At 42.4% G+C, this 14,354-nt stretch carries 11 protein-coding genes; 5 read left to right on the top strand and 6 right to left on the bottom strand.

Annotation, left to right across the window (positions count from 1 at the left end; genetic code table 11):
- Positions 1 to 96 precede the first annotated feature (96 nt).
- Positions 97 to 1,335: an MFS transporter gene (locus L2730_RS02240; protein WP_248973100.1), complete on the top strand. Its 1,239-nt coding sequence runs from the start codon at positions 97 to 99 to the stop codon at positions 1,333 to 1,335.
- 219 nt (positions 1,336 to 1,554) lie between these two features.
- Positions 1,555 to 2,076, top strand: a complete 522-nt coding sequence (locus L2730_RS02235; RefSeq protein WP_248973099.1) for a hypothetical protein — start codon at positions 1,555 to 1,557, stop codon at positions 2,074 to 2,076.
- A gap of 98 nt (positions 2,077 to 2,174) precedes the next feature.
- On the opposite strand, the gene L2730_RS02230 is transcribed toward L2730_RS02235, so the two are convergent.
- From L2730_RS02230 to L2730_RS02215, 4 genes are all read right to left on the bottom strand, one after another.
- Positions 2,175 to 2,786, bottom strand: a complete 612-nt coding sequence (locus L2730_RS02230) for an energy transducer TonB (protein WP_248973098.1) — start codon at positions 2,784 to 2,786, stop codon at positions 2,175 to 2,177.
- A 246-nt stretch (positions 2,787 to 3,032) separates the two neighbouring features.
- Positions 3,033 to 5,876 carry a TonB-dependent receptor domain-containing protein gene (locus tag L2730_RS02225; RefSeq protein ID WP_248973097.1) on the bottom strand — a complete coding sequence of 948 codons (2,844 nt, stop codon included), beginning with the start codon at positions 5,874 to 5,876 and terminating at the stop codon, positions 3,033 to 3,035.
- 701 nt (positions 5,877 to 6,577) lie between these two features.
- Positions 6,578 to 7,960: a Na+/H+ antiporter NhaC family protein gene (locus tag L2730_RS02220; RefSeq protein ID WP_248973096.1), complete on the bottom strand. Its 1,383-nt coding sequence runs from the start codon at positions 7,958 to 7,960 to the stop codon at positions 6,578 to 6,580.
- Between the two features lie 294 nt (positions 7,961 to 8,254).
- On the bottom strand, positions 8,255 to 9,184 hold the full coding sequence (locus tag L2730_RS02215) for a hypothetical protein (protein WP_248973095.1): 930 nt from the start codon (positions 9,182 to 9,184) through the stop codon (positions 8,255 to 8,257).
- A 216-nt stretch (positions 9,185 to 9,400) separates the two neighbouring features.
- Here L2730_RS02215 and L2730_RS02210 point away from each other — a divergent pair, with 216 nt between their 5' ends.
- The 3 genes from L2730_RS02210 to L2730_RS02200 all read left to right on the top strand — a co-directional run bounded on the left by L2730_RS02210 (position 9,401) and on the right by L2730_RS02200 (position 12,174).
- Positions 9,401 to 10,489 (top strand): permease, encoded by a 1,089-nt coding sequence (locus L2730_RS02210; RefSeq protein WP_248973094.1) that lies wholly within the window; start codon positions 9,401 to 9,403, stop codon positions 10,487 to 10,489.
- A 131-nt stretch (positions 10,490 to 10,620) separates the two neighbouring features.
- Entirely contained in the window at positions 10,621 to 10,863 is a 243-nt protein-coding gene (locus L2730_RS02205; protein WP_248973093.1) for a ribosome alternative rescue factor ArfA, read from the top strand.
- 390 nt (positions 10,864 to 11,253) lie between these two features.
- The gene (locus tag L2730_RS02200) at positions 11,254 to 12,174 is read left to right on the top strand and encodes a DMT family transporter (protein ID WP_248973092.1); all 921 of its coding nucleotides are present in this window, start codon (positions 11,254 to 11,256) and stop codon (positions 12,172 to 12,174) included.
- Between the two features lie 88 nt (positions 12,175 to 12,262).
- Here the strand turns inward: L2730_RS02200 and L2730_RS22025 are convergent, their stop codons facing one another.
- Positions 12,263 to 13,027: a DUF3465 domain-containing protein gene (locus L2730_RS22025; protein WP_346347804.1), complete on the bottom strand. Its 765-nt coding sequence runs from the start codon at positions 13,025 to 13,027 to the stop codon at positions 12,263 to 12,265.
- Positions 13,024 to 13,908: a 3'-5' exonuclease gene (locus L2730_RS02185; RefSeq protein ID WP_248973091.1), complete on the bottom strand. Its 885-nt coding sequence runs from the start codon at positions 13,906 to 13,908 to the stop codon at positions 13,024 to 13,026. The genes L2730_RS22025 and L2730_RS02185 overlap by 4 nt, the downstream gene beginning before the upstream one ends.
- Between the last annotated feature and the right edge of the window lie 446 nt (positions 13,909 to 14,354).

Genomic DNA, 14,354 nt, shown 5'->3' with positions numbered 1-14,354 from the left:
GAAATGTCACTATATCTCAATACAGCAAGAAAAATGAAGCGTAATCTAGCCCACTTTCACTGCCAAGCAGTCATTCTTTTGCTCGAGGAACTCATCATGGCAAATCCATTCTCTTTTCGTCTTACTCACGGCGCTTTTTTGATGTTCGGTGTGCTAATTATTTCGCTTAGCCTTAGAAGCCCGATTACAGGTATCGGCCCACTGCTTGATTTGATTCGATTAGAACTTAATTTATCGGCGACCCAAGCTGGAATGCTGACCACACTACCTTTACTCGCATTTGCTTTTTTCTCTCCTATCGCCTCCAGAATTGGTCGTAAGCATGGATTAGAACAAGCGTTAATGCTATCACTGATATTAGTGACCATTGGCTTAGTCATTCGATCTATTGGTAACTCTGTTGGATTATTTTCTGGGACCATAATTATTGGAGCCGGCATTGCTATTGCCAATGTATTGTTGCCGAGCTTAATGAAGCGTGATTTCCCAACCAAGATCGCCACTATGACTTCTATTTACGTGCTCATGATGGGGGTCGGTTCAGCGCTAAGTGCCAGTTTAGCAATTCCATTAGCAGATCTAGCATCAAGACTGTCAATTGGTGCAGTTCCTAGCTGGGCGCTCTCACTAGCTAGCCTAACTATTTTCCCAGTTATTGCCATACTCGTCTGGTTACCACAACTACGTAGTAATACAGCGCCCAGCAAAGATTCCAGTGAGCTTGAAGGCCATAGTTATCTATGGCGAAATGTCGATGCTTGGAGTATCACTTTGTTTTTAGCTCTGAACTCATTTTTGATGTATATCTTTATCAGTTGGTTACCAACTATATTGGTTGAGCTCGGCTACAGTCACCATCAAGCAGGCGTCATTCATGGTGTGCTACAACTGTTCACGGCCGTACCTGCGATTATACTTATTCCTCTAATGGCAAAGATCAGTGATAAACGCTTCCTTAGCTTTAGCTTAACCATCATGGCGTTTTTTGGAATTGTCGGCCTCATCTATGCGCCGAGTTACGCCATGATATGGGGAATGTTATTTGGGTTTGGCGCGGGAGGTGGTTTTATTGTTGCATTAGCACTGATAAGTTTACGTACCCAAACGGCACATCAAGCAGCCACACTATCGGGAATGGCGCAGTTTTTAGGTTACCTTTTGGCCGCGACGGGACCAATTATAATGGGAGCGATTCATGAACATAACGGCAGCTGGCAACAACCTCTCGCTCTATGTGCAATCGTCGCATTAGTTTGGAGCATATTTGCTGTTCTTGCCTCTAAAAGCCAGCTTATCAGTTCTAAATCCAACACTCTATCGCCTCAAGTGGTTTAGTTTTTCTGGGGCGCTATATTTCTTTAGTATCAGTACGCAGTTACCAAGCGTTAAATTATTGATTTAGAGCCAGCTTCAGTTGCTCTAAATCAATATTATTCATAATAAGCTTATATTGACTCCTGCCTAAGCGATTGCTACCTTAGCACTGCGCAAAATTAACCACTTAGTTTTACTAAGATTTAATCATGGATTGAAGCCTCTTTAACGGACTAAATAATGAAAAAAGTACTCCTATGTGCAGCGGTGTTAAGCCTTGCTGCCTGCAAAAGCACCGACATTCGTAACATCACTAGCTCAGTATCAGACATAGCAAGCATAGGTTCTGCTACAACGACTAACACCACCACGACGTCTCCAGGCTACGAACACAATCCTGTGCAATATTCTAATGAATCCGAAGATATCAGCGTACATCGCACAGGTAAAACAAGTAAGGATTACGGTGTTATTCGCTCTATTACCGCAGAGAAAAACCCTAATGGAATGACGATGGTGCGTTTTGTTGCTTTTCATCTCGATAGCGGTGCAGCATTAGAGAGCAACCAATATCTATATTCAATGGATGAGAATGGATGGATGAATAAGAAGTCAATTCTAACATTAGACACCAGAACTAAGATGCTTAATAGCGGTCAGTATTATCTAAAGGCTAAGGCCAAAAGTGGTGATTTTTATACCACAGGTATGGTGCAATTAGCGTCTGGCGTCACCAATGTGGTAACAATCGACCTGCAATAACTTCACTAGCACACAGTTAATCCGCGTAATCATGGCTATCATGTTTACGCGGTAAACTCTTCTCCTTCGATTACGCCCGAGTTCAATTCGAACTCATACTACTGAGCTTTATCCAACGTAAAGTCCAACCTCACCTGCTGCTTTGTTTGCGTGACAGGATTACCTTCAACGACTTTCGGCTTGTATTTCCAGCCTTTAATTGCCCGTACGGCAGATTTATTGAAAATACGTTTTGGATTGGCATCTAAAACGCTAACATTAGTGACGCTACCAAGAGTACTAATATCAAACTCAAGGATCACGTAGCCCTCTTTACCGTCTCTTGCTGCTGCAATCGGGTACTGGGGTGATACTTGTACAACTGGCAATGCATCTTGATTAATAGGGCCTTGAGTATACTGCTCTATAACTTGTGGCATGACAGGTGGAGTCATCTCAGCAATCGACGTGACATCGCCGTCACCACCGTTAGGGATAGTAATCACAGGAGGTTTTGTCACAACAGGTTTAGGCTCAATCCTAACACTTTTTTTAGGCGGTAATGGTTCAGGAATATCAGCAGTAATTTGAAAAACAGGTGCGACCGTTGGTGCCCCGCTAGAGACTTGATCCGTTTTGACTAGCTGTGACATAAAGATGAATAAACCCAAAGTAACTAGGGCTCCGGTTAGCATTATACTAGTACGACTAAACAGGCTATTTTGACTCATAGATTATCCTTTCTTGAGTGGGTGCCCTTTTATACCTAGCAGTAAATAGAGATTTAACCAAACACTTTGTTACATTTAACGCAAAAACCGAACCAATCACAACAAAAAAAGAAACATAAGAGCAACAACCTCAAAACAAAGTGCGTATTTGATTACCTCCTTTTAGGCATAAAAAAACCAGTAGTGAATCACTACTGGTTTTTACTTAATATCTATCTGAACAAATAGAGTTACACACTTTTACTACTAAAGCTTATAGTTCGCGCCCAAGAAGAATGCACGACCTGTTGTGTCATAGTAACCAGCACCATCATAAACATATGGGTTACGTGGCGGCGCTATATCAAATGCATTCTTCACACCAAAACGTACAGAAAGCGTATCGGTGAATGCATACGAACCAGTGAAGTCCCAAACAGTATGTGATGGAATATCGTTATAGTTGTTGTTCTCTGGTTTCCACTCGTTGTCAGCAACTGCTGAGTGACGGTAGTTAGATCTCGCTTCTAGATTAAGAGCGTCGTACTGCCATCCTAAACTAAACATCGCTTTCCAACGTGGATCAGTGTATTCACCAACATCAACCTGTAGATCTTCAGCAAAGCCTGTTGGGTTTGTTTCCCACTGCTCTAGGTATGTAGCAATTACGTGGATCTTAAAGTCACCAAAGTTATCAGTAGGAATATCGTACTGACTTTCAATATCTACACCTTTAACATCGAATGAAGCTGAGTTAACTGGCTTCTGTACGAAATCAATAATGTCACCAGTGCTCGTGTCACGAGTAAATAGATCACAGTAGATATTATCTAATGAAGCTGAGTCATAACAATAACGAACGGCAGTGCCTACACTAATACTGTTAATCGCATCTTCAATTTCAAACGCCCAGTAATCGACTGTAATAGAGAAACCTTCAAGATAGTTTGGAGTATAAACTGCACCGATAGTGTAATCGTTCGATGTTTCAGCTTTTAGATCTGGGTTACCAGCGTTAGTACCAGGATGGTTACTCTGATACCAAGCATCAGTTGGGTTCCAACCTTGTGGTAAGCCTGCAGCCTGACAGTTTGTCTTACGGTTCGCATCAGGACCTAACTCAACGTTGATTAAGTCACACACATCAGTGAAGCTTTCAAATGTTTGTCCACCCGGATCAAACAACTCACCGATGTTAGGAGCACGTACTGATTTTGAACGAGTCGCACGAACACGAAGATCTTCAATTGGCGCCCAGTTTAAACCAACTTTCCATGCATCATCAGAACCAGCGGTGCTGTAATCCATCCAACGGTACGCAAGGTCAACACCTAAGTCGTGTGCAAGGAACATATCAGACAATAGTGGAATGCTAAATTCAGCAGCAAACTCGGTAACGTCATACTCGCCTTTCATTGGAACAGCTGTATTACCAAAAATAGTGCCGTCAATAAGAGCTTGATCAGGATTTGTTTCTGACTCTTCCTTACGGTAATCAGCACTAAATGCAGCACTAACATAACCAGCAGGTAGATCAAATAGTGCGCCACTAACAACTAAACCAGCACTTGTCTGAGTTGTTTTAGCTGTTTGACCAGCACTTGTACTTACCCAATCAATTGATTCTTGACTCGCTTGATTTTCACCAAGAAGGTTTAATGGTACACAGCCTGCAGCACGAGCATCAGCATCACGACAAACTATGCTTCCGCTTCCGTCTGCGGCAAAAACAGCATCTTTAGCTTGGTCATAACGGTCACCCCAGATTTCACCGCCCCAAACAGTAGTTTCATCTAGCTGGCCACGTTGCGCATGAATCGAGTAATCCCAATCATCACTAATCGTACCTTCAAGACCAATTACAAAACGCATTGTTTCACGATCTTGGTTGTAAGTACGGTTACCAAACTCTTTATCAATACGGTAAAGGTTAAAGTAATCCATTCCTGTGTCGGTCATTAGCTGACGGGTTGCATCAGGAAGAAATGCGTTATCTGCTTCAATAAAGTTACGAGTATGGAAAACAGGCGTACTTTCACCGTTAGACTGATAGTCGACATAAGTAATTTCGGTGAAGATTTTATGATCGTCGTTAATTTCATAATCAGTATTTAAGGTAAACACCATACGCTCAAGCGGTGTACGCACTAGACCATAATCAACAGGGTCATAACCTTCACAACTTGGACCACAATAGTTACTGTTGTTGCCAGGCCCTTCAATTAAGCCTTCGCCGTAATCAAATACTTTCATGCTGCCATCTTCAGCGAAAGTATACTGACCACCATCATTAGCAAAGAATGTACCCGCTTCATTAATCCAAGATAGCGGCTTACGACCAGTATATGGAATACGTGCAGGGGCACCATCTGATGTATCTGGATTATAAATGCTGTTAACAGGGTTATCTAAAAAGTCACGATCAGTGTTACGCAGCTCTTTTTGCTCTGCATAAGTAAAGTTAAATACTGTAGAAAGTTTGTCATCTAAGAAATCGCCACCAGCTGTCAAAGAGAACTGGCTTTCTTCACCGCCACTTTGTTCTGGCTGAATGTAAGAAGCATCTAATTCAACACCATCAACATCTGTACGAGTGATAATGTTAATCACACCTGCGATTGCATCTGAACCATAAACAGCCGAGGCACCACCAGTAATAACTTCGATTCTAGATACCATTGCTGTTGGTATCGTGTTCAAATCAACTGCCGAACTACCATTTGAACCAGCTACAAAACGGCGACCGTTAACTAACACAAGAGTACGGTCACTACCTAAACCACGAAGGTTAGTTTGGTTCAGTCCGTTTGCAAAAATCGTATTGTTCGATGTTTCAGGTGAAATACCAACAGTTGAAGATGGAAGTTTATTTAGGATATCTGCAACGTTAGTAATCCCCATGTCCATCATGTCGGCACCAGTAATGACTGTTACCGGCGTTGGCGAGAGCTCGCCGATACGCTTAATTTTTGATCCCGTAACTTCAATTCTTTCAATACCATTATCTTCTTCATCTGCTGCATAAGCACCAGTACTTGCCATTAAGGCTGCGCTGGTAGTTGCAAGTAATGCAATCCTTACCGCTTTAGTCAAACTGCTAATTGATGACATACTTATCATTCCCTTTGTTGGTTATGTACCCAGCTTGTTAACACCTACCGGGTTTTATATTTTTACTGTAAATAAAACCAATAAATACAAGCACCAAATCTACATGTTCGACACATTTAGTCAACAATAAGTACCCAAATATACAAATAAACATGAAATATATTAAACATAAGTGCACTTTTAACTTATTCGCAACCAAAAATTAACATTTGAATCTACTTATGACGACCCAGTTGACAGGTTCAACCAACACAGCTCACTTATTTGGCTTATAAGTCTGCTGAAAAGTCAATCAACAAAGACCTTAAGCTATTATTATAAAAAGAAAAAATAGTCATAATAAATACGATTAAAAGCCTGAAAATAGCGAGTCAATTCTGGGGGGAAGGAACTTCCTGCCTATAAGAGGTAGTTATGGGTTGCTTTACTTAGCAACCCATCACAAGTTTTGATGGGGGGGAGATTTAAACAAGATAACAGCATAAGACATTTGTTTATTGACGGCTACTGTACACTAATCATTACAACGGGACGCATAAACAAGCAGCGAACATGCCTTACATTAAAAGTCTACTTTACAGTAATCACCATAGAGCCTATTACTAAAGAGTTAATCACTTACAACAATGCGAAAACATCAATCCACAAGAAAGCCACACGAAAATATGCGGCTTGTCTTGTAACAACAAAATAGTAGATATTTACGCTAGCAGTAGAAACCCTACAAAGGTGAGCGCTGCAGCAATGAGTGCATAGGGTAATTGGGTTACCGCGTGACTCACCAGATTACAACCCGAACCTTGCGCTGCCAGTACCGTAGAATCAGAGTAGAAGCAAGCTTGACTACCAAATGAAGATGCCGACAATAACGCGCCAATCACTAGCGGAATATTGGCATCAACCGCTTGAGCTAGCGGCATCACAATGGGTATCGATACTGCAAAAATCCCCCAACTTGATCCAGTTGCAAAAGCTAACAATGACATGGTTAAGAAGACCACAGCCGGTAACAAAACCGGTGTCATATAGGGGCTTAAACTCCCAATAACAAACTCAGGTAACATCAATTTGTCGCATACATCTTTGAAGATGAATGCGGCAATTACCGTTCCAATTGCTGGCAACATATTCTTAAAGCCATCAATCATCTGCTCCATCATCTCAGACAATGGCATCAGCTTCTGTATACCGTAATAAGGTAAGGTGATTGCTAATGTCGCAATAAGCCCTTTCAGCACATCAATATCAAAGTAAACCGTAAACCCAACTAGCAATAAAATGGGCACAAAGAAGTTATGTAACTTGCCGCCGTCATCGGCATTCTTAAACTCATCTTCAATGGCTTTAAGCGCATATTCATCTGAGGTCTGTACCTCATCTAAATCGATCTGTTTTTTTGCGGGCTCACCTTTTGCGGCTGCAAGCTGCGCTTTTTTCATCGGCCCAAAGGCAGGAATAACGCCCAAAATAACCAATAGCACCATAGCGACCGCTAACCAAGCATAGAGCATGTATGGGATAGCCTGCATGTAGACTGCAATTCCTTGTCCCTCACTGGCAATACCGTTATCAACTAAGAGTCCTCCGAAAAACACAGCCCAAGTAGAAAGCGGTACGAGCACACAAACAGGCGCAGCAGTTGAGTCAACGACATAGGCTAACATCTCACGAGAGACCTTAAACTTGTCAGTCACGCGCTTCATGGTTGATCCCACCGTTAGCGCATTCAGATAGTCATCAATAAAGATAACCATCCCAAGAATGAACGTCATAAACAGTGAAGACCTCTGTCCTTTGGCTAACTTGAGTGCATGACGGCCAAATGCCATCGAACCGCCTGTTTTTACCAACAGCGCAATCAAAGCACCAAAACCACCACAGACTAGAATTAACCAGCCAATAGTTTCATCAGCCATAACAGATAAAGATGTATCAGCAAAGTTAGTCAACATATTCGCGCTGTCATACATCGCGAGGCCAACTAAAGCACCAATAATCAAAGAAAGGATTGGACGGCGTAACACGATTGCTAACACCAAAACCACCGCAGGTGGGATAAGACTTAAGGCTGTCGGCTCAGACATGCGCTAAGGTCCTTATAATAAAGTGCCAAAATGGCAAGATTATTCACCAAACTCAAACACTTATTTGCCGAGTTCAATTGCTGCTTTCCGGTTAATGTACCTGCCGATACTCTGTATTTTACGGGTCTGTTGTCACGCCCTAGGAAAAACATCGCGCAGAAAATAATCCTCAATCGCTTTTGAGTCAATCAATATTATTAATATCGTAAATACTTTTTTGCACATAGTAGTAAACTTATGGCTCAAGCATATGAAACAACACGCAATAAGCAGCTTATTGATTAACAAATATCGCTATTCATTTTCGTCCGCTTTTGAGATAAATAGCCGATTAACATCGTTTCCCCATAACTGAATAATTTTACGGCTTTTACTTTTGTTCCAAAAACACTTGCCGAACAAAATGATCCCCGCACCTTCAAAGTCGCGACGTGATTGTAGATCGAAACGAGATGCTAGCGAACTCGAAAACATATCAATTGGGATCCCAACATCTTTGGTCTCTGCAGGATTTAACCACAAGCGCTTTTTATCGGTATGGGATATCGTGCCCCAATACATTCGTGGCGCACCATTTTCAGTTGGCTCTGCATCAGCAAAATTAACAAACAAGTTCTTTGCTCGCCAGCGATACTTTTCATCAGTGTAAACCCAAAGGTCTGAGCTTGCTAAGTCACTACCTCGCAATAAACTATGTAGCACTTTTTCCAGTCCTTGAGTCGCAACGCGCTTTTCAGGCTGATTATTTTCAACATCACTTGTTACTTTTAAATCGGAAGAAGTCTTAGACGGGAGTGCTGCTTCCTCTCCCTCAAGCACACTTTTTTCTGGCTTTGTTTTTACCGCTGTATCGCTATTCGACGATGTTTCCTTTAACACCTTTTGCTGAGATTTAGCCTTAGAAACTTTTGCTGCTTGGCTAAAATCGATAATCATTGCATCACTATCAACCACTAGCTGATTCACTTCAATGGCGTGTAGCTCCTCACGAGTCTTAGCTGCAGATGGTTTAAACTCGACGCAATCACTTTGATGATAGCGGGAACCAAAACAAGCAGCTTTACCGTCTTTTGAGGCTTTACGATAATAAGCCTTACCTGCACAGGCAGGACAAACAAGTGCTTGACGATACTTTTCTATATCCTCATCTGATAATTTTTGAAACTTGAACACTGAAAAAGTTATCGGCTCAGCTTCATCTAATTTGCAAATAGCGTCTAACATATTTATTCCTTTAAGCTCTTGAAAAGCCTTAACCTATCATAGTCGCTTACTTCATTTATTAGCCAGAAGTTTTAACACTATCGAAGAAACTCAAAACCCATTTCGACAAATGCCGAAATAATTGTTGATTTATTTTTGAATAAGTCTATTATCTGTCCATCTTAATTATTTCGGCAATTCCAGAAATAACGAACAAACATTTAGTAGGTCATTATTATGAGCCCTGAAATCTTCAACATGGCAAAAGAAACAGCCAATATGTTTCTGTTTCTAGCTGCAGAGTTAACCATACTGTTTCTTGCAATTAGTTACATAGTCGGAATATTGCAAGAGTATATTCCACCAGAAAAAATCCAATCAATCTTGAGCTCAAAGAAAGGCAAAGGCTACATCATTGCCGCGCTGCTGGGTTCGATAACGCCTTTTTGCTCATGCTCAACAATTCCTTTTTTGAAAGGTTTACTTAGAGCAAAAGCTGGTTTTGGCCCTATGATGGTATTCTTGTTCTCAAGCCCATTATTGAACCCAATTATTATTGGGCTGTTCGTCGTGACATTTGGTTTTAAAGTCGCGGTGTTCTATTTCTTAGTCGCTATGGTCGTTTCGGTGACTGCAGGCTACGTGCTAGAGAAACTAGGATTTGAACGTTACGTGAAACCTGAAGCTTATGAAGCGGTAACAGCCTCTAGCTGTGGTACTAGTTGTGGCGATACAGCGCCTAAAAGTGCGCCCGTTAAAGCAGAAGTGACATCTTGCTGTAGTGAATCAGCCCCTGCCGCTCCAGTACTTGCGACAGCATCATGTGGCAGCGCTCCATTAGCAAGTTCATGCAGCTCACCTGCGAGTACTGCGCAAAGTAGCTGTGGCGACAATAAGGCTAAAGTAACTGAAGACAACCGTTGGATGCGTGTTTGGCGTTCAACATGGAAAGACTTTAAGCAGGTTTTACCTTATTTAATGGTCGGTATTTTACTTGGGTCATTCATTTACGGTTTTATGCCTACTGAGCTTATTGCAAAGTATGCAGGTGAAGGCATGTGGTATGCCATTCCAATTGCTGCAGTCATTGGTATTCCTCTCTATATTCGTGCAGAGGCGGTCATTCCATTAAGCTCAGCATTAGTTGCTAAAGGCATGGCACTCGGCTCAGTCATGGCGCTAATTATCGGTAGCGCAGGCGCCAGTCTTACGGAAGTGATTTTGCTTAAGTCGATTTTTAAAAATCAGATGATAGCAGCATTTTTAACTGTCATTCTCGGTATGGCGATAGGTGCTGGTTACCTTTATAGCTTCATCTTTGCTTAACGCATAGCTGAACAACTACTACGTGCTAATACCTATTACCGTTGTAAAAAGTATTAGCGCGTACAATTTATAAGCGTATAATTGCTAGCGAGTACTAACACTCAAACGAGTATTTTAACTGGAGTCAGCAAATGGCAAAACATCGCCAATCACCACCGCAGATAAAGCACGAAAGTGGCCGCGGAGTTATTAAAGACAACGCATTAAAGGCTATCGTTACCAGTCCACTATTTAGGACACGTACTGAAAAACCTAAAAAAGGCAAAGGATCATACAACCGCAAACAAAAGGGGCAAAAGCTGAAGGGCTTAGCCCCTTTTGACTATCTAGCGTTCGCGTTTCTGCATAACAAAGATAACGGCATAGCCGCCTAATATTCTCCCCAAAAAATACAGCATAGATTTAATTTACCTTTTAATGATTTAACTGTTGACTCAAGCGAACAACAAATAGACTATTGAACCTTCGAGACATTAAATTCTATTGGTAACATGACACTTATATTCACCGTTATTTATACGCAAATACATTGCCTGACACTGCGACTTCTCGCCAGTGTGATGTGGTTATGTCGTTGCGCGGTAAATTGGGAATATAACAATAGTTAGCCTGTAATTCTCGATTCCACACCGCAAACAATCAGCAGCGCGGTGATAGACAACTCTCCTTTTCTCGCCTTGCCCAACAGCGGTTCTAAACTAATCTGTATCATTAGCTTTGATGTCGCTTTGTGTGACCAAGCTATAAACGCAAGGAGTGTTGAGATGTCAGCAACAGCATTACCCAAGATGGTTCCGGCGGCCTTTATGTCGGTGGTATTAATTTGGTCGACAACGCCACTAGGGATCGTATGGAGCAGTGAGTCAGTGCATCCAACGATGGCAGTATTATTGCGAATGCTGATCGCCCTGTTACTGGGCTCGCTGATCACCTTATTAATGCGTATTCGCTTACCGTGGAACCCCACCGCAAGAAAACTATATGCTGTTTCTTCAATTGGGATTGTGGGGGGCATGTTACTGAGCTATTTTGCCGCGCGTTACCTCCCCTCGGGCACTATGTCATTGATCTTTGGATTATCGCCTCTAATTTCAGGCTTATTGGCGCAAAAAATATTGAATGAGCCTAAGTTTAGTCCAATACGTTTGGTTGCTCTGGCGATTGCATTTATTGGCCTTGGCATCGTTTGCTCCGCCAAACTTTCGCTGTCGAGTGATAGCTGGATTGGCTTGCTACTGATTTTAACCGCGGTGAGTTTATTTAGTTTAAGTGGCGTGTTGATAAAAACAGTGAAAATAAACATCCACCCAATTGCCAGTACCGTCGGGGCACTTATCTATTCAACACCGATGTTTGCCGTTGCTTGGTTACTCTTTGATGGCACTGTGCCAATCGACACTTGGCAGCCACGTTCATTAATGGCAATCGTCTATTTGGGTGTCTTTGGCTCGTTAATTGGCTTTATTGCTTACTTCTATGTATTACAGCACCTCAACGCCAGCACGGTAGCATTAGTCACTCTCATTACCCCAGTATTTGCGATGATGTTGGGCGCACAACTTAATGGTGAAGCGATAACCCAAGCCTTGGCTATTGGCGCTTGCTTTGTGTTAACGGGGTTGGCACTGTTTCAGTTTGGTGATCAGCTACGCGCTAAACTGATTAAAAATGCTAATGCCAAATGATATTAAAGAGTAGATATTAAAGAGTAGATATTAAAGAGTAGATACTAAAGATTAAGACGGTGAATTAATTCGCCGTCTGTAAAAACGATTATTGGTAAGTTTTTCCCTGATGTTTTAGCCAACCACCGACATGGCGACCATTAGGATCATGATGAGTCCAGTGCACCACGCCGCCGCGATCGTTATACTCATATTGACCATAAAAGCTAACAGTATCGCCCTCTTTCAAACCATTAATCTTCGGGGCTAAATCGATATTATGAGCAATTAACAGAGTTTGTCCGTTATTGAGTTTAATAATAAACCGCTGATGACGACTGCCTTTGTTATCATCGGCGAGTATTCTACTGACTATGCCGCTACTTTGCACTTGTATGCCACTAAGCTGTTGCTTAAACGCTTGGCTAATTTGCGAGTCATCTGCGGCAACAGCATTTGAAATAACCGGTAGTGCGGTGTTTGCGGTGTTTGCAGTCATTGCCGCTATAGTTTTGTTATACACAAAACTGGCAATCGCCAATACCACCAGCATTATCGCAATACGATATAACACGCCTTTAATTGGCTTTTGCGGCTTAACGGGTTTTATTGCTGCTTTACGTCGTTTATTGCCATCAGTACCAATTTCGCTCCCTTCAATACGGGCTGCAAATGCCCGTTGCTTACCATCTGCTTGAGCCTCTATTTGAAAATAGATCGTATCACCCACCAAAGGTCGTCTAGCCATAGGCTCCAGAGCTGACATATGCATGAATATATCTTGTGTTGCCTGCTCGCTGCCTTGCACCTCACACCTGATAAAACCATAGCCTTTACTGTCGTTCCAGCGAACTAATTGTCCCTTCTTTATCACTGCGTTCCCTCTTCTAAAAAGCGTTGCTTGATTGTATTCGGCCAAAGTGCTTTATAAGCGCTAATCTGTTCAAACAGTCCATGGTAAATATCTAACGCCACCAAAGTATCGGCTGCGGCATACAAAACTTGTTCATCCGATAATGGCTTGTCGAGCGGCAGCGCCCAATTCGATAGCGTCACCCGCTTGCTCTTAGGTAGCTTAAGCGACAATACGCTTGCCGCTATTTGGACGGTCCCCATCTGTTTCGCTGCGCCAAGCTGATTCATCAGCCAATTGAGATCGAGCATCGGGCTTAAAGCAATATTGAAATCACGCTTCATTGCATTCACATCGCTGCGAAGCCCAATACCAATCTTAAGAATATTCGATTGCTCAGACAACACCTCTGCTAGTGCAGCTTTAAAGCTCAACACATTACTGCCAACCATTCTAAACAGGTAACAATGGCTCGCCGTCGCGATTTGAATCAAAGAGACAGGGTTAGTGTTACGACGGCCTTTGTCAAAGGTTGCCGCAGTTTCAGTGTCAAATCCAATCCATTGCTGGGCTTTAATATCGGTCATCGCCGCCGCTAAGGTATCGATGGTTACGATAGCTATTTGCCGCTCGTTGCCATCAAAGTGACAGGCTACATTTTGAACATTGTCGATTCGATAACCTGCAAGTGCAGCAATATCTTTATCGCTCATACGACTAATAAGGCGCGTACGCAGTCGCAACCAATCAAGTTTTTGCTGGTTTGTCTCATTCGCTATCGAATCGAAAAAGGTCTGCTCCGCCGCTTCCATGGCGGAAAAATAAGCCTCCGCTTCAGCGCCAAGCGCTTGCCTGATCTGTACTGACTTATCGGCCGCTAGGGCAAATTTATATAAACTCATACCGTTTCTCAGTGCGTTAATCTGCATAGTACTTTGCTATAGATTTACGAATCATAACGCGAAACAGCTCCGTATTGCGTAATAAACCGCAACTGTTAGTATCTATACCCATCCCACTTGCAAATGCTCATTTCAGAGGTGTTGTGCTAGTTCAATTCTAGGCGCGTTAACGTGGAAATGGTGATTCCCTTTTAAGTTGCCGCAACAACGAAGTGGGCTTGCCCCCCCCCTTCTTCGATGGGCGTTTCTTATATAAAAAGCATGGGCTTTACTCTGTGTTATTGATTTTACCAAGGGAGCGACCATTAGCTGCAATCAATGCCTCGCCTACATGGATGTTGATGCTTAGGTTCAGCATGGAGCAATGAACCTGTGACTAAAGCCCATTAAACTCCCACTGAACCCTGCATTTTCAGGTCGGATGGGTATAATACCAACTAAAATAA

Origin of the sequence: Shewanella kaireitica (assembly GCF_023284045.1) — a bacterium.
GTDB classification, from domain to species: Bacteria; Pseudomonadota; Gammaproteobacteria; order Enterobacterales; family Shewanellaceae; genus Shewanella; species Shewanella kaireitica.
This window is presented reverse-complemented; position numbering and strand designations above follow the sequence as displayed.